19 protein-coding genes and 1 pseudogene are annotated in these 17,450 nt (G+C 70.8%); 11 read left to right on the plus strand and 9 right to left on the minus strand.

Annotated elements, in window-relative coordinates:
- Positions 1-89 precede the first annotated feature (89 nt).
- Entirely contained in the window at positions 90-1,235 is a 1,146-nt protein-coding gene (locus RM609_RS25900) for a cystathionine gamma-synthase (RefSeq protein ID WP_311613972.1), read from the minus strand.
- A gap of 162 nt (positions 1,236-1,397) precedes the next feature.
- Here RM609_RS25900 and RM609_RS25905 point away from each other — a divergent pair, with 162 nt between their 5' ends.
- From RM609_RS25905 to RM609_RS34550, 5 genes are all read left to right on the plus strand, one after another.
- Positions 1,398-2,480 (plus strand): hypothetical protein, encoded by a 1,083-nt coding sequence (locus RM609_RS25905; protein WP_311613973.1) that lies wholly within the window; start codon positions 1,398-1,400, stop codon positions 2,478-2,480.
- Positions 2,481-2,612: 132 nt separating this feature from the next.
- The gene (locus tag RM609_RS25910; RefSeq protein ID WP_311613974.1) at positions 2,613-4,271 is read left to right on the plus strand and encodes a M48 family metalloprotease; all 1,659 of its coding nucleotides are present in this window, start codon (positions 2,613-2,615) and stop codon (positions 4,269-4,271) included.
- A 19-nt stretch (positions 4,272-4,290) separates the two neighbouring features.
- Positions 4,291-5,400, plus strand: coding sequence for a hypothetical protein (locus tag RM609_RS25915; RefSeq protein WP_311613975.1), 1,110 nt, complete (start codon positions 4,291-4,293; stop codon positions 5,398-5,400).
- Positions 5,400-6,065: a peptide-methionine (S)-S-oxide reductase MsrA gene (gene msrA / locus RM609_RS25920; protein ID WP_311614018.1), complete on the plus strand. Its 666-nt coding sequence runs from the start codon at positions 5,400-5,402 to the stop codon at positions 6,063-6,065. The genes RM609_RS25915 and msrA overlap by 1 nt, the downstream gene beginning before the upstream one ends.
- 137 nt (positions 6,066-6,202) lie before the next feature.
- Complete coding sequence (locus RM609_RS34550) at positions 6,203-7,054, plus strand: SAVMC3_10250 family protein (RefSeq protein ID WP_369016248.1); 852 nt, start codon at positions 6,203-6,205, stop codon at positions 7,052-7,054.
- 33 nt (positions 7,055-7,087) lie between these two features.
- Here RM609_RS34550 and RM609_RS25925 read toward each other — a convergent pair whose 3' ends face one another.
- Positions 7,088-7,558 (minus strand): NUDIX domain-containing protein, encoded by a 471-nt coding sequence (locus tag RM609_RS25925; RefSeq protein WP_311613976.1) that lies wholly within the window; start codon positions 7,556-7,558, stop codon positions 7,088-7,090.
- A gap of 1 nt (position 7,559) precedes the next feature.
- Positions 7,560-8,303 carry an XRE family transcriptional regulator gene (locus tag RM609_RS25930; RefSeq protein WP_311613977.1) on the minus strand — a complete coding sequence of 248 codons (744 nt, stop codon included), beginning with the start codon at positions 8,301-8,303 and terminating at the stop codon, positions 7,560-7,562.
- A 301-nt stretch (positions 8,304-8,604) separates the two neighbouring features.
- On the opposite strand from RM609_RS25930, the gene RM609_RS25935 reads away from it, so the two are divergent.
- From RM609_RS25935 to RM609_RS25945, 4 genes are all read left to right on the plus strand, one after another.
- Entirely contained in the window at positions 8,605-8,952 is a 348-nt protein-coding gene (locus tag RM609_RS25935) for an ATP-binding protein (RefSeq protein WP_311613978.1), read from the plus strand.
- Positions 8,952-9,149 carry a hypothetical protein gene (locus tag RM609_RS25940; RefSeq protein ID WP_311613979.1) on the plus strand — a complete coding sequence of 66 codons (198 nt, stop codon included), beginning with the start codon at positions 8,952-8,954 and terminating at the stop codon, positions 9,147-9,149. The genes RM609_RS25935 and RM609_RS25940 overlap by 1 nt, the downstream gene beginning before the upstream one ends.
- 23 nt (positions 9,150-9,172) lie before the next feature.
- Positions 9,173-9,400 carry a DUF7848 domain-containing protein gene (locus tag RM609_RS34635; protein ID WP_438828535.1) on the plus strand — a complete coding sequence of 76 codons (228 nt, stop codon included), beginning with the start codon at positions 9,173-9,175 and terminating at the stop codon, positions 9,398-9,400.
- 309 nt (positions 9,401-9,709) lie between these two features.
- Complete coding sequence (locus RM609_RS25945; protein ID WP_311613980.1) at positions 9,710-10,003, plus strand: hypothetical protein; 294 nt, start codon at positions 9,710-9,712, stop codon at positions 10,001-10,003.
- An 88-nt stretch (positions 10,004-10,091) separates the two neighbouring features.
- Here RM609_RS25945 and RM609_RS25950 read toward each other — a convergent pair whose 3' ends face one another.
- The 4 genes and pseudogenes from RM609_RS25950 to RM609_RS25970 all read right to left on the minus strand — a co-directional run bounded on the left by RM609_RS25950 (position 10,092) and on the right by RM609_RS25970 (position 13,467).
- Positions 10,092-10,634, minus strand: a complete 543-nt coding sequence (locus RM609_RS25950) for a hypothetical protein (RefSeq protein WP_311613981.1) — start codon at positions 10,632-10,634, stop codon at positions 10,092-10,094.
- Positions 10,635-10,805: 171 nt separating this feature from the next.
- Positions 10,806-11,382 (minus strand): annotated as a pseudogene (locus tag RM609_RS34640) (recombinase family protein).
- A gap of 114 nt (positions 11,383-11,496) precedes the next feature.
- On the minus strand, positions 11,497-12,552 hold the full coding sequence (locus RM609_RS25965; RefSeq protein ID WP_311613982.1) for a methyltransferase: 1,056 nt from the start codon (positions 12,550-12,552) through the stop codon (positions 11,497-11,499).
- A 129-nt stretch (positions 12,553-12,681) separates the two neighbouring features.
- A complete protein-coding gene (locus tag RM609_RS25970; protein ID WP_311613983.1) occupies positions 12,682-13,467 on the minus strand; it encodes a trypsin-like peptidase domain-containing protein in 786 nt (261 codons plus the stop codon).
- A gap of 122 nt (positions 13,468-13,589) precedes the next feature.
- Between RM609_RS25970 and RM609_RS25975 the strand changes: the two genes are divergently transcribed.
- The gene (locus RM609_RS25975) at positions 13,590-14,417 is read left to right on the plus strand and encodes a class I SAM-dependent methyltransferase (protein WP_311613984.1); all 828 of its coding nucleotides are present in this window, start codon (positions 13,590-13,592) and stop codon (positions 14,415-14,417) included.
- A 13-nt stretch (positions 14,418-14,430) separates the two neighbouring features.
- On the opposite strand, the gene RM609_RS25980 is transcribed toward RM609_RS25975, so the two are convergent.
- Complete coding sequence (locus RM609_RS25980) at positions 14,431-15,744, minus strand: nucleotidyl transferase AbiEii/AbiGii toxin family protein (RefSeq protein WP_311613985.1); 1,314 nt, start codon at positions 15,742-15,744, stop codon at positions 14,431-14,433.
- A complete protein-coding gene (locus tag RM609_RS25985) occupies positions 15,741-16,403 on the minus strand; it encodes a hypothetical protein (protein ID WP_311613986.1) in 663 nt (220 codons plus the stop codon). Before RM609_RS25985 ends, RM609_RS25980 begins: the two co-directional genes overlap by 4 nt.
- A 117-nt stretch (positions 16,404-16,520) precedes the next feature.
- Between RM609_RS25985 and RM609_RS25990 the strand changes: the two genes are divergently transcribed.
- Positions 16,521-17,429, plus strand: a complete 909-nt coding sequence (locus RM609_RS25990) for an SMP-30/gluconolactonase/LRE family protein (RefSeq protein WP_311613987.1) — start codon at positions 16,521-16,523, stop codon at positions 17,427-17,429.
- The last annotated feature ends 21 nt before the right edge of the window (positions 17,430-17,450 follow it).

Here is a 17,450-nt window from a genome sequence, read left to right on the forward strand (position 1 = left end):
TTCCCGAGGGCTCCGCCCCCGGACCCCCGCTCCTCAAACGCCGGAGGGGCTGATTCTCAGCCCCTCCGAATCAGCCCCTCCGACAGGTGTCAGCCCAGCGCCTGCGTGAGGTCGGCCAGCAGGTCGTCCACCGACTCGATGCCCACCGAGGCGCGGACCAGGTCCGCCGGGACCTCCAGCTGGGAACCGGCGACCGAGGCGTGGGTCATCCGGCCCGGGTGCTCGATCAGGGACTCGACGCCGCCCAGGGACTCGCCCAGGGTGAAGAGCTTGGCGCGGTTGCAGACCTCGACAGCCGCCTCCTCGCCGCCCGCGACGCGGAAGGACACCATGCCGCCGAAGGCGCGCATCTGCTTGGCCGCGACCTCGTGCAGCGGGTGCTCGGGCAGGCCCGGGTAGTAGACCTGCGTCACCTTCGGGTGCGAGACGAGCAGCTCCACCACGCGCTCGGCGTTGGCGGTGTGGCGGTCCATGCGCACGGCGAGGGTCTTGATGCCGCGCAGCGTCAGCCAGGAGTCGAAGGGACCGGCGACGGAGCCCATCGCGTTCTGGTGGTAGGCGAGCTCCTCGCCCAGGCCGGCGTCGGCCGCGATCAGGGCGCCGCCGACGACGTCGGAGTGGCCGCCCATGTACTTGGTGGTGGAGTGGACGACGACGTCCGCGCCCAGGGCCAGCGGCTGCTGGAGGTAGGGGCTGGCGAAGGTGTTGTCGACGACGAGCTTGGCACCGGCCTCGTGGGCGACGCCCGCGACGGCGGCGATGTCGGTGATGCCGAGCAGGGGGTTGGAGGGGGTCTCGACCCAGACGGCCTTGGTCTCGGGCCGGATGGCGGCGCGCACGGCGTCCGGGCTGGAGGTGTCGGCGACCGACCACTCCACGCCCCAGCGGCTCACGACCTTGGCGAAGAGCCGGAACGTGCCGCCGTAGGCGTCGTTCGGGATGACCACATGGTCACCCGGCGCGAGCAGCGTGCGCAGGAGGGTGTCCTCGGCGGCCAGGCCCGAGGCGAAGGCGAGGCCCCGGACGCCGCCCTCGAGGGCCGCCAGGTTCTCTTCCAGGGCCGTGCGCGTGGGGTTGGCGCTGCGGCTGTACTCGTAACCGCCACGCAGACCGCCGACGCCGTCCTGCTTGTACGTGGACACTTGGTAGATGGGCGGTACGACGGCCCCGGTCAGCGGGTCCGCTTCCTGCCCGGCGTGGATCGCGAGGGTCTCGAAGCTGTGCTGGTCGCTCATTCACCCGAGGGTAGTGCCCGTTCGCCCGATCGCTCCTGTTCACTTGTAACCGGCGGATGAACGATTCGCCGGTTTGTCACGTTGTACCGTCGTCGGCCTCGGCCGGCGTCCCTGTTCCATCGCTTCCCGCCTCTTCGCCCTTCAGGACATTCAGGAAAGTTCATGGAGATTCTTCTCATCCTGCTCGCCGTCACCGTGCTCTGCGGTGTCGTGGTGGCCCCCGCGATCCGGCGGTACCGGGCCGTGCGAGGTGTCGTCCAGGGGGCCGGGGCGGCTGTCGACCCGGTCGGCGCGCACGCCTTCGTCCCGCCCGAGCGGCTCGACGTACGGCTGCCCGGCCCCGACGAGGAGCTGCTGGCCGCCGTGGCGGAGGCCCGCCGCACCCAGGACTGGAAGCCGGCGGCCGAGCTGCTGGCCCGTACGCCCGCCACGGGCGACGCCGAGCTGCGCTGGCAGCGGGTGCAGACGCTGGCCGGCGCGGCGGCCCAGGAGCTGGCCGAGGCGCCGGGCACGGGCGGGATGTGGCTGCGGCACTGGCGCGTGGTGGCGCCCAAGGACGCGGGCGGCGCGGCGGTGCAGGCGGAGTTCCTCGTCCAGCAGGCGATGCGCGATCCGTCCTCGCAGGACTTCCGGATGATCCTGGAGGAGGCGCGCACGGTCTGCGCCGAGGCGGCCCTGCTGGCGCCGGGCGACCCCGTCCCGTACATCGTCGAACTGGGCGTGGCCCGGGGGATGGGCGCGAGCGAGGCGGAGTTCCAGTCCGTGTGGGAGACCGTGACCACCCGCGCGCCGGGGCACATGGGCGCGCACTTGAACGCGCTGCGCTACTGGAGCGCGAAGTGGCACGGCTCCCGGGAGCAGGCCGAGGCCTTCGCCCGGCGCGCGGCCGCCACCGCGCCGGAGGGCAGCCTGCTGCCCGCGCTTCCGCTGTTCGCGGTCTTCGACCACCTGCCCGATGTCCAGCTGGTGCGCGGCCTGTTCCAGAGCGCGGTGATCGGCGACGCGATCGAGGCCGCCCTGTACGCGGTGCACCACGCCCCGGAGAACCACCCGGTACTGCCGCACGTCCGCCATCTGCTGGCCTGGTTCCTGGTCCGCGCCGAGCGCCACGCGGAGGCCCTGGAGCAGTTCCGGAAGATCGACGGCCACATCGGGGCGCTCCCGTGGACGTACGAGCCGGACCCGGTGGCCGCCTACACCGCGTACCGGGCGATGGCGGTGGCGGGGGCGCGACAGCTCGGCTGACCGCGCCGCCCCGGCTTGTCGGCCTTGTCGGCCTTGTCGGCCTTATCGGGCCTGCCGGGCGCACACATTTTCCCCACATTTATGATCCCCACATTCCGTTTCCTTCGAACCCGTTGTGGGGGTCATTGCCCAGTGGGCACCTCTCTGCGTGCGCTGCGCGCGCTCGCCCTCCTGGCCGGCTTCTATCTGCTCGTCGCCCTCGTGCTCGGCGTCCTCGTGGGCGTCGACGTCGCCGCGACGCTCTGGGCCCCCGCCGGCCTGGCCACGCTGAAGGTGTACTTCCTCTCCGTCGTGCTCGCCGTCCCGGTGCTGCGGGGCGTCTTCCTGTTCCGCACCGCCAAGGCCGAGGGACCGGGCGGACTGGCCGTCACCGAGGCCGAGCAGCCGGAGCTCTGGCGTACCGTCCGCTCCCTGGCCGAGCGGACGGGCACCCGGGCGCCCGACGCGATCGTCCTCACCGGCGACGTCAACGCGGGCGTCGCCGAGGACGCCCGGCTGCTCGGCCTGCTCCCCGGCCCCCGCCGCCTCTACCTCGGCGTCCCTCTGCTGACCGGGCTGACCGAGGCCCAGCTGCACGCCGTCATCGCCCACGAACTCGCCCACCACGGCAACACCGACACCCGCCTCGCGGGCATCGCGTTGCGCGGGCGTGACAGCGTGCTGCGCACGGCGGAGGCCTTCCGGGAGCAGGAGGAGCGGCGGATCGCCGACGAGCGGGCCCGTCAGGAGAAGGAGGCCGAGGAGGCCGTCCGCAGGGGCCGCAAGCCGAAGAAGAGCGACACCGGCCGTGCGGGGAAGGGCTACGGCCTGATGGCCAAGCCCTTCCTGGCGTACGCGGGGCTCTACCTGCGCGTCACGCACGGCGACGGCAGGCGGCAGGAACTCGCCGCCGACCGCCTGGCCGCCCGGGTCGCGGGCCGGGACGCGACCGCGTCGGCGCTGCGCGAGACCGCCGTCCTCGACACCGCGCACGACTTCTACATGAGCCGTTACGCCACCGCCGGCGTGGGCGTCGGCCTCCTGCCGCCGCGCGGCGAGGTCTTCGGCGGCCTCCGCAGGCTGCTCACCGCCCCCGGACGGCAGGAGAACCTGGCCGGCCTGCGCGACGAGCTGCCGCCCGCGGAGCCCTCCCCGTACGACACCCACCCGCCGGTGGCCGTGCGCGTGGAGCTGATCGAGGCGCTGCCCGACGACGGCCGTGCGGTGGCGGACGCCCGTCCCGCGCTCGCGTTGCTGCGCGAGCCGGAGCGGGTCATGGCGGACCTCGAGGACGCCGTCCTGACGCCGAAGGCGCGGGCCATGACCCGGGTGGACTGGCCCGAGCTGGTGCACCGGGCTGTTCACGCACAGACGGAGGCGGCGGCGGAGCCGCTGCGGACCGCGCTGGGCGAGCTGGGTGCGACGGCCCCCGGTGCGGGCGCGCTCGCCGACCTGTCCACGGTCCTCGACCTGGCCGACGCCGGACGGCTGTGGGAGGTGGCCGACCACCTGCCCAAGTCGCCGGAGGCCGCCCGGGCCCAGGGGCGCGCGGCCCGCGAGTTCGCGCGCCCGGCGCTGTACGCGGGGCTGCGTGAACTGGCCGAGCTCGCGCTCGTCGAATCGGCCGGGGCGCGCTGGGAGCTGTCGTGGTCCGGCCCGGCGGAACTGCGACTGCCGGACGGCGGTCCTGCCGACGGGACCGTGGCCGAAGCCGTGACCGACGCGGTGCGCCCCATCGTCGAGGACGTGCCGGACACGAAGCGCCTGCGCGAACTGATCGCCCTCCCCACCCTGATTTCTCCCACTACCTGATCGGACGCCTCCACCCCTCATGCTCCTGATCATCTTGATCGTCCTGGCCGTGGCCGCCGCCTTCTGGATCCGGCGGCAACTGCACTGGGCACGCATCGGCCGCTACATCGAGGCCGCGCGCATGCTGCCCGAGGACCAGCAGGTCACCGACCGGACGGGCCCGGACCCGGAGGGCGACGCCCTGCGGGAGGCCGTCTCCCGCGGCGAGTGGCGGGCGGCCGCCGAGGCCCTGGCCGCGGCCGGCACGGACTGGGAGCGGCGCTACGAGGTCGTCGCCACCCTGGCGGACGCCGCCTCCGACGACGACACCTGGCTGAAGGCCTGGCGGGCCGAGCACCCGGACGACCCCGGCGCGGCCCTCGTCCACGCCGACGCCAAGATCTCCCTGGCGTGGGAGATCCGCGGCAGCGCCAGGGCGGACGGGACCACCGACGAGCAGTTCGCCGGCTTCCACCGGGTGCTGCGCGAGGCGCACGAGGACTTCGCGCGCGCCGTCGCCCTGGCCGACCCCGCGGACCCCACCCCGTACGCGACGCAGATCCCCCTCTACATGGGCTCGGGAGCCCCGCACGAGGCGATGCGCGAGCTGTGGGCGGAGATCACCGCCCGGGCGCCGCACCACTACCCGGCGCACAAGGCCGCGCTCCAGTACTGGTGCGCGAAGTGGCGTGGTTCCGAGGAGCTGGCCCGTGACTTCACGGCCCGGGCGGTGGCCGCGGCCCCGGCCGGCAGTCTGCTGACGGTGCTGCCGCTGATCAGCTGGTACGAGCACAAGGACACCGACGCCACCAAGGCCGACTACCGCTCCCCGGAGCTCACGGCCCTGGTGGACGCGGCCCTCCGCGACGTGGCCGCGGCCCGCCCCGGCCACCCGCGCGTGGCGGGCGCCCGCCACCTGCTGGCGTACTTCCTCACCCGCCAGGGGCGCCACGAGGCCGCCGTCGAGCAGTTCCGCATGGTCGACGGCTACGTCGGCGCCCTGCCGTGGACCTACTCCACCGACCCCGCCGAGTTCTACTGCGCCGTCCGCACCCAGGCCCTGGCGGGCGCGGCCGCGAACGGCCACCGGAATCCTGGCGGCGGCGCGTACGTTGTCCCGGACGGACCGCCGAAGCGAGGAGCCCGATGATGTTCGTCAGCCGCCACCGGAACCATCTCCCCACCCCCGAGGAGACCCTGCCCGGCCGCACCGCCCCGGCCTTCCCCCTCCAGGAGCGCCACAGCGTCCTGGACACCCCGCTGGCCGCCCCCTACCCCGAGGGCCTGGTCGTGGCCGACTTCGCCATGGGCTGCTTCTGGGGCGCGGAGCGCAAGTTCTGGCAGACCGAGGGCGTATGGACGACCCTGGCCGGCTACCAGGGCGGCACCACGCCGCACCCGACGTACGAGGAGGTGTGCAGCGGCCTGACGGGCCACACCGAGGTCGTCCGCGTCGTCTTCGACCCGTCCCTCGTCTCGTACGAGTCCCTGCTCAAGCTCTTCTGGGAGTCCCACGACCCCACCCAGGGCAACCGCCAGGGCAACGACCGCGGCACCCAGTACCGCTCGGCGGTCTACACCCACTCCCCCGAGCAGCAGTCCGCCGCCGAGGCCTCGCGCGAGGCGTACCAGTCGGTGCTGCGCGCGTCGGGCTACGGCGCCATCACCACGGAAATCCTCCCGGCGGGCCCCTTCCACTACGCGGAGGCCTACCACCAGCAGTACCTCTCGGACGCCAAGAACCCGAACGGCTACTGCGGCATCGGCGGGACGGGCGTCTCCTGCCCGGTGGGGGTGGCCAAGGCCGACGGCTGACGGGGATCGCACCCGCCGGTGATTGAGCCAAGCGATCACCGATTGCTGCGCTTCCTCTAAAGCGATGCGCCACAACCCCGAGGTCTTGCATGATGGCCATAATCTGCGACCTCGGGGGTCACGTGCGCTTCAACCACATGATCTACTTCTCGCGGCGGCGCTTGGAGGCGTTCTTTCCTGAGCGTGCCCCAAGGCGAATCCCCATGTGGAACGTCGAAGTAGACCTTCAAGTGGCAACCGTGGGATTGGCATCAGCGGCCCCTCATACGCCGACCGAGGCAGAACTGAGGCGATTGCGGCAGGTGCGACGGCACATCGAGCGCGAAGTATCACACTTCTACGCGCCCGACCTGACCACGGGCGAGTGGGTCTACTTCGACCTCGAGATGGGATGGGGCACCGCCCATGAAGACAGCGAGCTTCCCGACCTCGACGACGTAGTCCTGTTCTGCGGCACCCTCCCCGGCGATCGCAGCGGTTCAGCAGCCACGGTGGACCTCATGCTCTGCGGATCGACCGAGCACTTGCTCCAGACAACTTGGACCGGCGGGCGCATGGGGTCGGGTTCAGGTTGGCTGCACCGTCTCATTCTGAAGATCAATGAATCGGACAGTTTGGGTTACACCGGCGTCCCAGAAGATCTCACGCGCAGAGCCCTTGCGGTTCCACGTGTCAATCGGCCTGAGAGAGTAGCGAGGGACGTCTTCCAGGTCGCCACACGCCACCACCCCCCCCCACACCAACGAGGGCGAGTTCAAGGACTGGCCCGGGTAGACCTCAACCTTCCCAGCGGGGAATTTACTCCTCGCCTGATCATGGCTACACCCTTGTACGTCCGGTACTCATCACGGAAAGCAATGCGTTGGATCACCAGGCTCCGACTTCACCGTGATCTATGTCGTAGGTACGGTCGCCCTATCTGGAAATGGCGGCCAGATCTTCCACCGCGAGACCGTGACAGAGCGTACACACCTTCAGGACAGCCGTAGACAACGATGGAAGCCCAACCGTCTCAAGTGCTATCACCCCAGGTAGGGGTGCTCCCGGTGCTCCAGGAAGTGCTGGATACGGAGCTGTTGGGTGTGGTGCATGGGGAGTTCGGCGATCTCGTCAGGGTGGACAAACCGTAGCTCGGTGGACTCGTCGGAGATCGTGAGCTCCCCGCCCGTCACGTGTGCGGTGAAGCAGACGTTGAACTGCCGCCGCACCTCCCCGTCGGAGTAGGCGATCACGTGGCGCGGGTCGGTGTAGGTGCCGACCAGGCCCGTGATCTCCACATCCAAACCGGTCTCCTCCTTGACCTCGCGCACGGCCGTGCCGGGAAGGGAGTCGGTCATCTCCATGCCGCCGCCAGGCAGGGCCCAGAGGTCGTTGTCGCGCCGTCGTTGCAGCAGGATGCGGCCTTGCTCGTCGGTGACAACGGCGGATGCGGCGACGACCATGCTGTTGGGCTCGGGGGCCTCCGGGTCGTCGTAGTACTCGGTGCGGGACACGTCACTCCTCCTGGGCGGGCGTCGCTGTCGCCCACACCGCGTCGAAGCTCTGCGCGTACGTGTCGAAGACTCCTCCGTCACCGCTACGGCGGAGGTGCCAGACAGGCGATGCGAACGCGTTCGCTCCCCAGACGTGGGCGTTGACCAAGAGTTGATCATCCGCCCGGTAGAGGGAGTTGTACAGCGCCGTCCCGTGGGTCCGGATCTCGACTCCGGGCACCCCGACCAACGGCCGGTAATGCATCAGGGCCAGTCGACACCGGGATTCAATACCGTGACCGAACCGCTCTTCCTCGCCGCGCTGCCGAACGTTCTCACTGTCGGCGTCACCCAACGCGATCCGGATCGAGCATCCTTCAGCGGCCCGCTCACGAAGGAGATCGTTGAGGCGGGGGTACGCCTCGTGCAGGAAGACGGCAGCGTAGACGAGTACGTCGATGTGCTCGCGGGCCTGGGCGAACAGGTCGGTGAAGCGGGAAACCGGAACGTCCGCGCGCTGATCGTAGAGCGCGACCAGCTCAGGACTGACGGCGCGTGCGGCACGTGCCTGCCGCAGCGCCGGCCAAAGTGCGTGCACGTTCTCTCCTAACACCTCCGCCACCCGCACAGCAGTCGCACGCCGAGGTACGCGCCCCTGATTCACCCAACGCTCAACGGACTTGGGATCAACTTCCGTCTTCGCCGCAAGGGTGGCGCACGTCCATCCTCCGGCTGTCATGGCGGCTCGAAGCCTCTCGTTCGACATCTCAGTCTCTCCCGGCGTCGGGGACATCACTAGGGACGTTCTACCGCCTGCGGGACGTCCCGGAATGGGGTTTGGGGGAGGTTTCCCCGTCCCGATCACCGGCACGATCCTCGCTGCATGAGCGACAGGAGACCCTCACGGGCTCAGGTCCGTTGCTGCACCTGCGGTCCTACCTGCGCTCACGTCACTTACCCGTGCTCTCGAAGGACGGTCGAGACCTATGAGTGGGGCCAGTACGGCTGTCAGGTGCGGCGGAACGCGCCGTGTACAACGCTGGGAGACAGAGGGAAGATCCGTCGGCTTGGCGCGCGATGAACTGCGCTCGGCCCTGGCGGACTGGGGACTGACCGAGATCGAGGAACCGGCCGTGCTGGTCCTGTCGGAGCTGGTCACGAACGCGATCAGGCATCCGCAGGTGGAGGACCGGCACATCGAGACATCGTTCTGCCACGGCGCCGAGGGCGTGCGGCTTGCCGTGGACGATGCCGACGAGCGCCGCCTCCCCCGATTGCGAGCCCCGGGTGGGGTGGGAGGCCGTGGCCTGGTCCTGGTCGAGGCGCTCACAGACCGCTGGGGCGTGAGGGCACGATGCGGCGTGGGCAAGTCCGTCTGGGCCGTGATCACCGTGCCGGGCGGGAGGTGGCTGTGATGCGTCTGCTGGCGTACATGCTGCGGAGCGGCGACGTGGTCGACGACGGCCGCGACCGGCGGGAAGTGAAAGCGGTCCGCGAACGCGGGCACGATGTCATCGTCGTGTTCAAGGACGGGGACCCGATGCGCGTCGGCCGCGACGACCAGGTGACGGTTGAGCGCGGCTGGCGCAATCCACGACGTGGGAACCGCTGATGAGCGAACCAGTCGACGAGTAGGTGCTGCGCCCGCTGAACGAGGGGCCGGACCTACTCTTCCACCTCGCTGAGTGCTGGGCGTGTCAGCAGTGCTCCGAGCACGAGTCCGACGCGAATGACGCGGACCTGTGGGCTGCCGGGCACGTACGTGCCACTGGACACCAGGATTTCAGGATCGCGGCGATCCGCTACACGCGAGCCCAACGGGTGGACAGGACTCCGCCGGACCGGGCGGAAAACGTCGGCTGAACGACGGCTCCGCTTCCTGACTCCTCCGACGCGACCGCCCATGAGCGGTATCCGTCCCTGCCGACTCACGGGCGGACCGGCTCATCGCGTCGAAGGGAGACAGCGGCCAGGTTCCCCAACTCCCCTGGGGAACCTGGCCGCACCACAAAGCAGCAGAGCCGGACCACCCCGCATCCTTGGCGGGCTTGGGGTGGTCCGGCAGGGATCCGCGAGGACCCCGGTGCCGATGGTGCCGGGGCTCTCGTCATGTCCTCAGACGATGTGCCCCTCTGCATGATCCGTATTCAGCCAAGCTTGAAGGGGTGGGAGATGTCCGCGCCGGGTGAAGAGGCATTCGAGGCGACGGGCTGCGAGTTCGACCCGGATGCCGTGCTCTGGGTGCGCGGCGTGGACTACGTCGGCGGCTGGCGCGACGCCAGGGACGCTGCGGCAGAGCTGAACGGTGTCCTTGTCACCGCCGGTCCGGACACGGCGGACCTGGTGAGTTCGGCGCAGACACGGGCGGACGGCTCGGGGGTCGTACGGCTGCTGTGGCCGACGGAGACCGTGCGCGCAGTGGCGGACCTGGTCCGGAGCGCGGGTGAGCTGCGGCAGACCGGGTGAGGCGGCTTGGTATGCGCCACGAGCACCGCCAGTCTGGCCAAGCCCTGAATGGGCAGCGTCGTGTGTCCTCTGCGTGTCGTCCTGGCCATCAGAACTTGTAGGTGAAGTGGGCCGTCTTGAATAGCCCTGGAGTAACATCCACGTTCGCGTACGTCGGCTTCTTCTCCGTCGAGAAGCCGAACGTCATCTTCGTGGTCTGCCCAGGGGCAAGCGTGCCGCCGTTCATCAGCATGCCGACATTGTTTGCGCTGTCGACGATCTCCTTGGTGGCGCCGCCATCGGTGGCAGCCTTGATGTTGGCAATGCTGAGGTCGATGTCCTTGTCGCCGTTATTGGCGAACGTCACCCGCACCTTGTAGTTGAACGCGCCGGTGGAGGCAGCGGTCTCGTCCGGAAAGTACTTCTCCGGGATGCCCGGGGCGACCTCCAGGCCGTTGTTGAGCTTCACGGTGTCCCTACCGAGCGCGGCCGGCTTACCGTCGTCGGCTCCCTTGCCCGACACCTTCTTCGGCTGACCGCTCACCTCGTCGTCGACGGCCTTGCCCACGCCCACGACGAGTGCCGTACAGCCCGCGAAGACCAGGGCCATCACACCGGCCAGCACGAGCAGCACGATCTTCGTCGTCGACATGCGCTTTTTGGACGCGGGGTTCGTCCACTGGGGCTGAGACATCTGAGGCTGGGACATGGGAGTCTTTCTCGCAGGTCGGATCGGTCCGAGAGCGCGACTCGACCCAGGACGGCGGGGCGGATAGATCACCGCGTACGGATAACGCGGACGGGTTCGGCACGAACCGGCCCATCAAGTTAAAAAGTTCACAAAGTCCGCCGACTCGCCAAATGAAATGGCTTGTAAGGGCTGATAGTTCCCCGATTGGTGGGCGAACTCTTGCCCTAGAGACGCCCGGCGAGTCCGATGACGGGACCAGCGAGCGGCCCCGTTATGTGCGCCTCCGGCCCGGATCATGGTCAGCCGGATGCTTGGCCACGACAATATGCGGGCGATCAGGCGGCCGGTCGGGGTCGCGATGTCGATCTCACCGCTGATGGTCGCCAGCTCCAGCCCACGCTTGTCCGCTAAGTCGATCACGTCTTCCAGCTCACGCGGCGTACGCGTGAGCCGGTCCACGTGCCAGCAGACCACCGCGTCCACGAGCCCCTTGGTCGATGTCCTCCATGAGCTCCTGCCACTTCGGCCGCGGAGCTCCCGAGTACGCGCTGACGTCGTTGTCCGGGTAAACGTCGACCACGTCCCAGCCCTTGCGGGCGCACAACGCCCGGCAGTCTTCTTCCTGTCGGGCGATGCCCAGCCCGGCGCCTCCCCGGTCCTGGCTGATCCGTACGTAGAACGCGGCTCGTGTCGCCTTGGCAGTCGTCATGGGTCACATGGCTACACCCCCGTAGGGACGGGCGTCTCCTGCCCGGTGGGCATGGCCAAGGCCGACGGCTGACGGGCGGCCCACCGGCCCTGGGCCGGTTAGCCCACCGGTGCGTCAGACCGTCGCCGCCTCCGCCTCCGCCTCCACGATCGAGGCGAAGCCCGGGGTGGGGAGGGTGCGGACGTGGCGGAGGCCGGCTTGGGTGAAGAGGGTGGCTAGCTCCGTGGGGGTGCGGGTGCTGCCGCCGAGGGCGGTCAGCATCAGGATGTCGAGGTCCTTGCCCGGGTGCGGGGCGTTGCCCGCCGGTGGGGCGGCGTCGACGATCAGGACACGGCCGCCCGGGGCGAGGGACCGGCGGCAGGAGCGCAGGATGCGGACGCAGTCGTCGTCGCTCCAGTCGGGCAGGACGTGCTTGAGGACGTGGATGTCGCCCTTCGGGACGGCGGCGAAGAAGTCCCCGGGCTCGGCCCGCCAGCGTCCCGTCAGCTCCGCCAAGTCGAGCAGGGGTTCGCGCAGCGCCGGCGCCTGGTCGAAGAGGACGCCCGACAGGCCGGGGTGGCGCAGCAGGACGGAGCGGAGCAGTCCGCCCCGGCCGCCGCCGACGTCCACGACCGTGCCCCGGTCCGGGAACGGGTACGCGGCGGCGACCACGTCGTCGAGCGGGCCGGAGAAGGCCGCCATCCCGGCGTCGAAGACCTCGCGGGCCGCGCTGTCGGTTTCGAGGTGCTGGAAGAACGGGGTGCCGAAGACCCTGGGGAAGGCGGATTCCCCGGTGCGGACCGTCTCGGCGAGGTCGGCCGCAGGGCGCAGGAACATGTCGTCGGTGAGCAGGAGCACCGTGGCGTGGAGCGAGCCCGGTATGTCCGTGCGCAGGACGGACGCGGCGGGGGTCAGCCCGAACGCGCCCGTCCCGTCCTCCTCGAAGACGCCGCGCGACGCCAGCAGCCGCAGCAGCCGGCGCAGTGCCGTGCCGTCGGTGCCGGTGGCCTCGGCGAGTTCGGCGGGGGTGCGCGGTCCGTCGGCGAGGCGGTCGGCGAGCCGGAGCCGCGCGGCGGTCCGCAGGGCGGCGGAGTGGAGGAATCCGAACGCCTCCTCCATCAGTCGCAGTACTGCCGATGCGTCGGGGGCAGTGGCGGGGGTGGTCACGTCACGGCTGGTCGCGGGCTCCATCTGATCTCCCAGGCGGTTCCGGTGGGTATCGGAGGATCACCACCCTTTCAGCCACCGCCCCGGCCCCGGCTCCGCCGCTGTGTGGATCTCCGGCTGGGACTTCCGTCCTAGGGCCGCGGCTCGAACCGCTCAGACCGCGAGGTGGAAGCCCGCGCCCACGCCGCCGTTGGCGTTCATCTCCGCGATGATGTCCAGGATCGCCGAACTGTGCTGTACGCCCCAGGCGTTGCCGACCAGCGTCTGGCCGCTGACCACGGGGGAGCCGGAGTCCCCGCCGTTGGTCCAGATGAGGTGGGTGAACCAGATGTCGTGGGTGCCCAGCTTGATGCCGCAGGTCAGGCCCGTCCGGTGGCCCTGCTTGCACATACGGGTGCCGTTGGGGGGCGGGGCGCCTATCGAGGAGATGGTCACTCCGCCGACGGTGGCGGTGGGGGCGACTCTCGACTCGTCCAGCTTGATGACCGCGAAGTCGAGGCCCTTGGGACCGGCGTTGAGCAGGTTGTTGGGCGTGCTGACGTAGGTGATCGTGCCGATGGGGCCGGTCTCCAGGTCGGGGCGGCTGGCGTTGAGGTCGGCGGGGGCGGCCGCGGTGCCGGCGGGGGAGGTGTCCCGGTAGACCTTCTCGCCGACGAGCTTGTTGCCCTTCTCGTCGATGAAGCAGTGGGCGTTGGTCAGGCCGACCAGGTTGCCGGCGTCGTCGCGGCCGACGGCGGTGAGGGTGCAGACGAAGAAGCTCTGGCGCTCCTCCGGGGTCGGCGTGATCCGGAAGATGATCCCGGTGCCGCCGCCGATGGGGGTGAGCTGCCGTTCGGCCGCAGTGGCGGCGGCCGGGGCGGCGGTCGCGGCCGGGGCCGCGGTGAGGGTCAGACCTGCCGTGAGAACAGCGAGGCCGAGGGCACGTAACGCGCGCAGCATGCGATCACTTCCTGTGTGTGATGGGACGGTCACGCACATCGAAGGGCACGGATACGTTTTTGTCACTAGGGAACCAACTACGTCTCCCGGCCGGTTGAACGGCAAGCCGGTAGAACGGTCCCATGACGACCGAGGAAGAGATGCTGCGCGCCAACCGGCGCAACTGGGACGCCCGTACCCCCGTGCACGTGGCCAGCGCCTTCTACGGGCTGGACGGCTCCCGCTCCCCCGAGGACTGGTTCGCCCCCTTCGAGTGGGAGGACCTGGGCGGGCTGGCCGGGCGGCGGGTGCTGCACCTCCAGTGCCATCTGGGCACCGAGACCCAGGCGTTCCCCGCCCGGGGCGCGGCGCACACGGTCGGGCTGGACTTCTCCGGGGAGGCCGTGGCGCAGGCGCGGCGCCTCGCGGAGGAGTCGGGCCGCGACGTGGAGTTCGTCCGGGCCGATGTCCACCGGGCCGTCGAGGCGCTCGGCGGGCGGCGGTTCGACGTGGTCTACACCGGCAAGGGCGCCCTGTGCTACCTGCCGGACCTGGCCGCCTGGGCGGGAACGGTCCGTGATCTGCTGCGCCCGGGCGGTGTGCTGTACGTGGTGGAGTTCCATCCGCTGCTCGATTCGCTCGGCCCGGTGGGCCGGCCCGGGGAGCACGACCTGCTGCTCGCGCACGACTACCTGGGCGGGCGCGGCCCGATCCGCAGCGACAACCCCCACACGTACACCGACGGCCCGCCCCTGAGCGAGGCGACGACGAGCTTCGAGTGGCGGCACGGGATCGGCGAGGTCGTCACCGCCGTCACCGGCGCGGGGCTGACCGTGGATCTCCTGCGGGAGACCGATCTGCTGCCCTGGCAGCGGTTCCCCTCCATGGTGCGGGACGAATGCGGCTGGTGGCGGCTGCCGGACGACGAGCCCAGGATCCCGCTGATGTTCGCCCTGCGCGCCCGCGCCTGAGGGCTTGTCCCGGCTACCCCATCTCCTCCAGCCGTGCCGCGAGGTGGTGGGGGTCGCCGTGGTACGGCCTGACGGCCGGGCGGTCCTCGCCACGGCTCCGGTCACGGAAGGACACCACCACGTCCGCCGCCTCGCGCAGGGTGCACCCGGAGCGGCCGCCCAGCAGCTCGCGCACGGCGATCAGGGCGCAGATGCTGGACACCACGCGGCGGGCGAACCACGACTCGACGGCCTCCATGCCGCCCGCCGCGCGCTCCTCGCGCAGGACGGCCGTGACGTCCTCGAAGGCGATGGCCAGCCGGGCGTACGCGCCGGCCTCGTCCGGCACATAGCCACGGGACAGGGCGACGACGAGGCGCAGCAGGTAGCCGCCGCCGGTCTCCGGGTTGTCCGGGTAGTCCTTCTCGAACTCGGGCCAGTCGACCTCGCCAGCATGGCCGAGGATGTAGGGGAGGTCGGACCACTCCCCCGCTTCCGTGAGGACGCGGTCCAGCAGCTCGTACGGCACGGTCACGCTCTCCGCGAGGAGGACCGCGTCGTAGAGGTCCTTGGCCTCGGGGTGCATGTCGCTCACCAGCCACAGGATCTTCCATACGAGGGAGAGTTCCGGGCTCGCCGCCATGAGGGAGACGGGTCCGCCCGCGCCGCCGCCGAGGGGCGGGATCGCGGTGCGTACGGGCGGGGCGGGCAGCGTCTCGTTGAAGACGAAGTCGAGCTGGACGGTGCCTGGAGGAAGTCCCTCCGTCCCGGCCGTCCAGGGCAGGACGAGCCGGCGGCCCGGCGCCCGGTCGTACGTCCATATCTCGTCGCCGACCGCGCCCGCCGCGTCGATGCGGACGGGACCGCCGGTGGCGCGCGAGGCGGCCTCGGCGGCGCGGGCGATGCCGTCGAGCATGGCGTCCGTGCGGTCGTCCTCCAGCTGCCAGGTGTCGGGGACGACGACGAAGTCCAGGTCGCCGGGCTCGCGGGCCGCGTCGCCGAACCACCCCTTGAGCAGCACGCTGCCGCGCAGCACCAGGTGCTCGGCCCACGGGGAGTCCGCGACCGCCGCGAGCACGTGGTCCAGGGCGTGGCGGCGGGCCGCGAACCAGGCCTCGCCCCGGTCCGGGTCCGTGAACCGGGGCTCGCTCAGCCGCATGCCCAGGACGTGATGGTTGGCCGCCGGGTCGTACACGGGATGCTGTACGACGCCCTCGCCGGGCACCGGGCGCAGCGTCGCCGGCAGGTCCTTCTCCTGCCGGGTGGCCTCGTCGGGCGGGAGCTGGGGGACGACCGTCGTCGCCTTCCACGGTCCGTACGAGAACTTCTCCCACGGTGTCGCCGTCATGCGTTTCTCCCCGTTTCCTCGATGATCCAGCCGTCGTCGACCGACTCGTCACTGTCGTGCACGACGAACTCCCGTTCGCTGGAAGCCACGTCGTACCCGGCGTCGCGCAGGGCCGCCAGCAGCGCGTCCAGCCGTTCCTCCGCCGCCGGGCGGCCCACCAGGCGGCACCGCTGGGTGACGAACCGCTCGGCGCGACCGTCCGCCCGCACCCGGCGGGCGTTGCGCGAGAGGTGCGCGCCGTGGGCCTCGGCGAGCGCCGTGAGGGGAGAGGTGTCCGTGCCGGGGGTAAGCAGGAGTTTCACGTGGTGCTCGAAGTAGTACCGCGCCCCGAGGGCCGCCGCCTCGGCGTCGGTGCCGGGAACGCCCTCCGCCCACGGGGTCGCCTCGATCTTCGTCCGGACGACCGCGAACCCGGCCTCCCGCACCCCGCGTGCCGCGCCCTCCACCGCCTCGCGCACCACGGGCAGCCGCCCGGAGCCGCGCAGTGTGAGCATCGGCTGGCTGGGCGTCCGGCCCCGGTCCAGCACGATGTGCGCGCACTTCATGCCGTGGCCGGCCGCGTACCGCTCAAGCGCGGTCACGGTCGCGGGCCCGTCGGCACGGACGGTGAGATGGGCCTCGAAGTCACCGGCGAAGCGGGCTGTGGTGCTGGGTATCACCGGGAGATGATCTCAGAGGCCTTTGGCGGACGAATGGCTGGTGGGTTGCCTGCGGCTGCCGGTACAACGGGGCGCATGCCTATGCCTTTATCCATACGTAGATCCATACGCAGACCCATGCGTTCACTCGCGATCGTCGGAAGTCTGGTGGCCGCGCTGACCGTTGGCGGGCCGGAGGCGGCGAACGCCGCCGGGCCGGACCACTGCGGGGCGCGGACGGCCGTGACCGTGTTCCGGGACGGCGGCGTGCCGCTGCTGGACTGGCGCGAGAACCTGGAGTTCGACGGACGCGGCACCCTCTGGGTCTCGCACATAGTCCGGAACCGCGTCGAGGGGTACGCCCCGGACGGGACGCTGAAGGCGTCCTTCACCGTGCCCGGGCCCGGCGCGATCCGCCGGGGCCCGGACGGGATGATGTACGTCAACTTCGGGGTGAGTCCACTGATGCGGGACGGCGGCGTCATGCGCTTCGACCCCGCCGCGACCGAGCCCCGCCCCGAGAAGGTCTTCGGCGGCACCCCCGGGATCAACGGTCTCGCCATCGACTCCGCCGGCAATCTCTACCTCAGCCGTGAGCTGGCCACCGGCATCCTCAAGGTCCGGCCGGACGGCACCCGGGACGAGGAGTGGACGAGGAAGGCGGACGTCTTCGGCGCCAACGGCCTGGAGATCGTCGGCGACCAGCTCTACGCGAGCGTCCTCGTCAACGGCTCGTCCCCGGTCGTACGCGTCCCCCTGGCCGACCCGGCGCGGCACACCACCGTCACCCGGCTCAGCCACACCGTCCTGGACGGCAAGTTCCTCGACGACCTCACCTTCTTCGGCGACGGCCTGGTGGTCGCGGCCTTCCGGAGCGGCGAGCTGATCCGGGTGGACCCGGCGACCGGACGGTCCTGCGTGCTGGTGGACGGGCTGCGGATGCCGACGAGCGTCCGGGTGCCGCGTGCGTTCGGCGACCACGACGGACGCCGCGAGCTGTTCGTCACCGAGGCCTCCGGCCGCGTGGTGCGGGTGACGATCGGCTGACGCAAGCCCCCCTGCCTCGCC

Source organism: Streptomyces hesseae, assembly GCF_031845785.1.
Classification (GTDB): domain Bacteria; phylum Actinomycetota; class Actinomycetes; order Streptomycetales; family Streptomycetaceae; genus Streptomyces; species Streptomyces hesseae.

Bases quoted from the DNA above. Each gene is read 5' to 3' on its own strand.
- RM609_RS25900 (WP_311613972.1), bottom strand. From the start codon at position 1,235: ATGAGCGACCAGCACAGCTTCGAGACCCTCGCGATCCACGCCGGGCAG.
- RM609_RS25905 (WP_311613973.1), top strand. From the start codon at position 1,398: ATGGAGATTCTTCTCATCCTGCTCGCCGTCACCGTGCTCTGCGGTGTC.
- RM609_RS25915 (WP_311613975.1), top strand. From the start codon at position 4,291: ATGCTCCTGATCATCTTGATCGTCCTGGCCGTGGCCGCCGCCTTCTGG.
- msrA (WP_311614018.1), top strand. From the start codon at position 5,400: ATGTTCGTCAGCCGCCACCGGAACCATCTCCCCACCCCCGAGGAGACC.
- RM609_RS34550 (WP_369016248.1), top strand. From the start codon at position 6,203: ATGATCTACTTCTCGCGGCGGCGCTTGGAGGCGTTCTTTCCTGAGCGT.
- RM609_RS25930 (WP_311613977.1), bottom strand. From the start codon at position 8,303: ATGTCGAACGAGAGGCTTCGAGCCGCCATGACAGCCGGAGGATGGACG.
- RM609_RS25940 (WP_311613979.1), top strand. From the start codon at position 8,952: ATGCGTCTGCTGGCGTACATGCTGCGGAGCGGCGACGTGGTCGACGAC.
- RM609_RS25945 (WP_311613980.1), top strand. From the start codon at position 9,710: ATGTCCGCGCCGGGTGAAGAGGCATTCGAGGCGACGGGCTGCGAGTTC.
- RM609_RS25950 (WP_311613981.1), bottom strand. From the start codon at position 10,634: ATGTCGACGACGAAGATCGTGCTGCTCGTGCTGGCCGGTGTGATGGCC.
- RM609_RS25965 (WP_311613982.1), bottom strand. From the start codon at position 12,552: ATGGAGCCCGCGACCAGCCGTGACGTGACCACCCCCGCCACTGCCCCC.
- RM609_RS25970 (WP_311613983.1), bottom strand. From the start codon at position 13,467: ATGCTGCGCGCGTTACGTGCCCTCGGCCTCGCTGTTCTCACGGCAGGT.
- RM609_RS25975 (WP_311613984.1), top strand. From the start codon at position 13,590: ATGACGACCGAGGAAGAGATGCTGCGCGCCAACCGGCGCAACTGGGAC.
- RM609_RS25980 (WP_311613985.1), bottom strand. From the start codon at position 15,744: ATGACGGCGACACCGTGGGAGAAGTTCTCGTACGGACCGTGGAAGGCG.
- RM609_RS25990 (WP_311613987.1), top strand. From the start codon at position 16,521: ATGCGTTCACTCGCGATCGTCGGAAGTCTGGTGGCCGCGCTGACCGTT.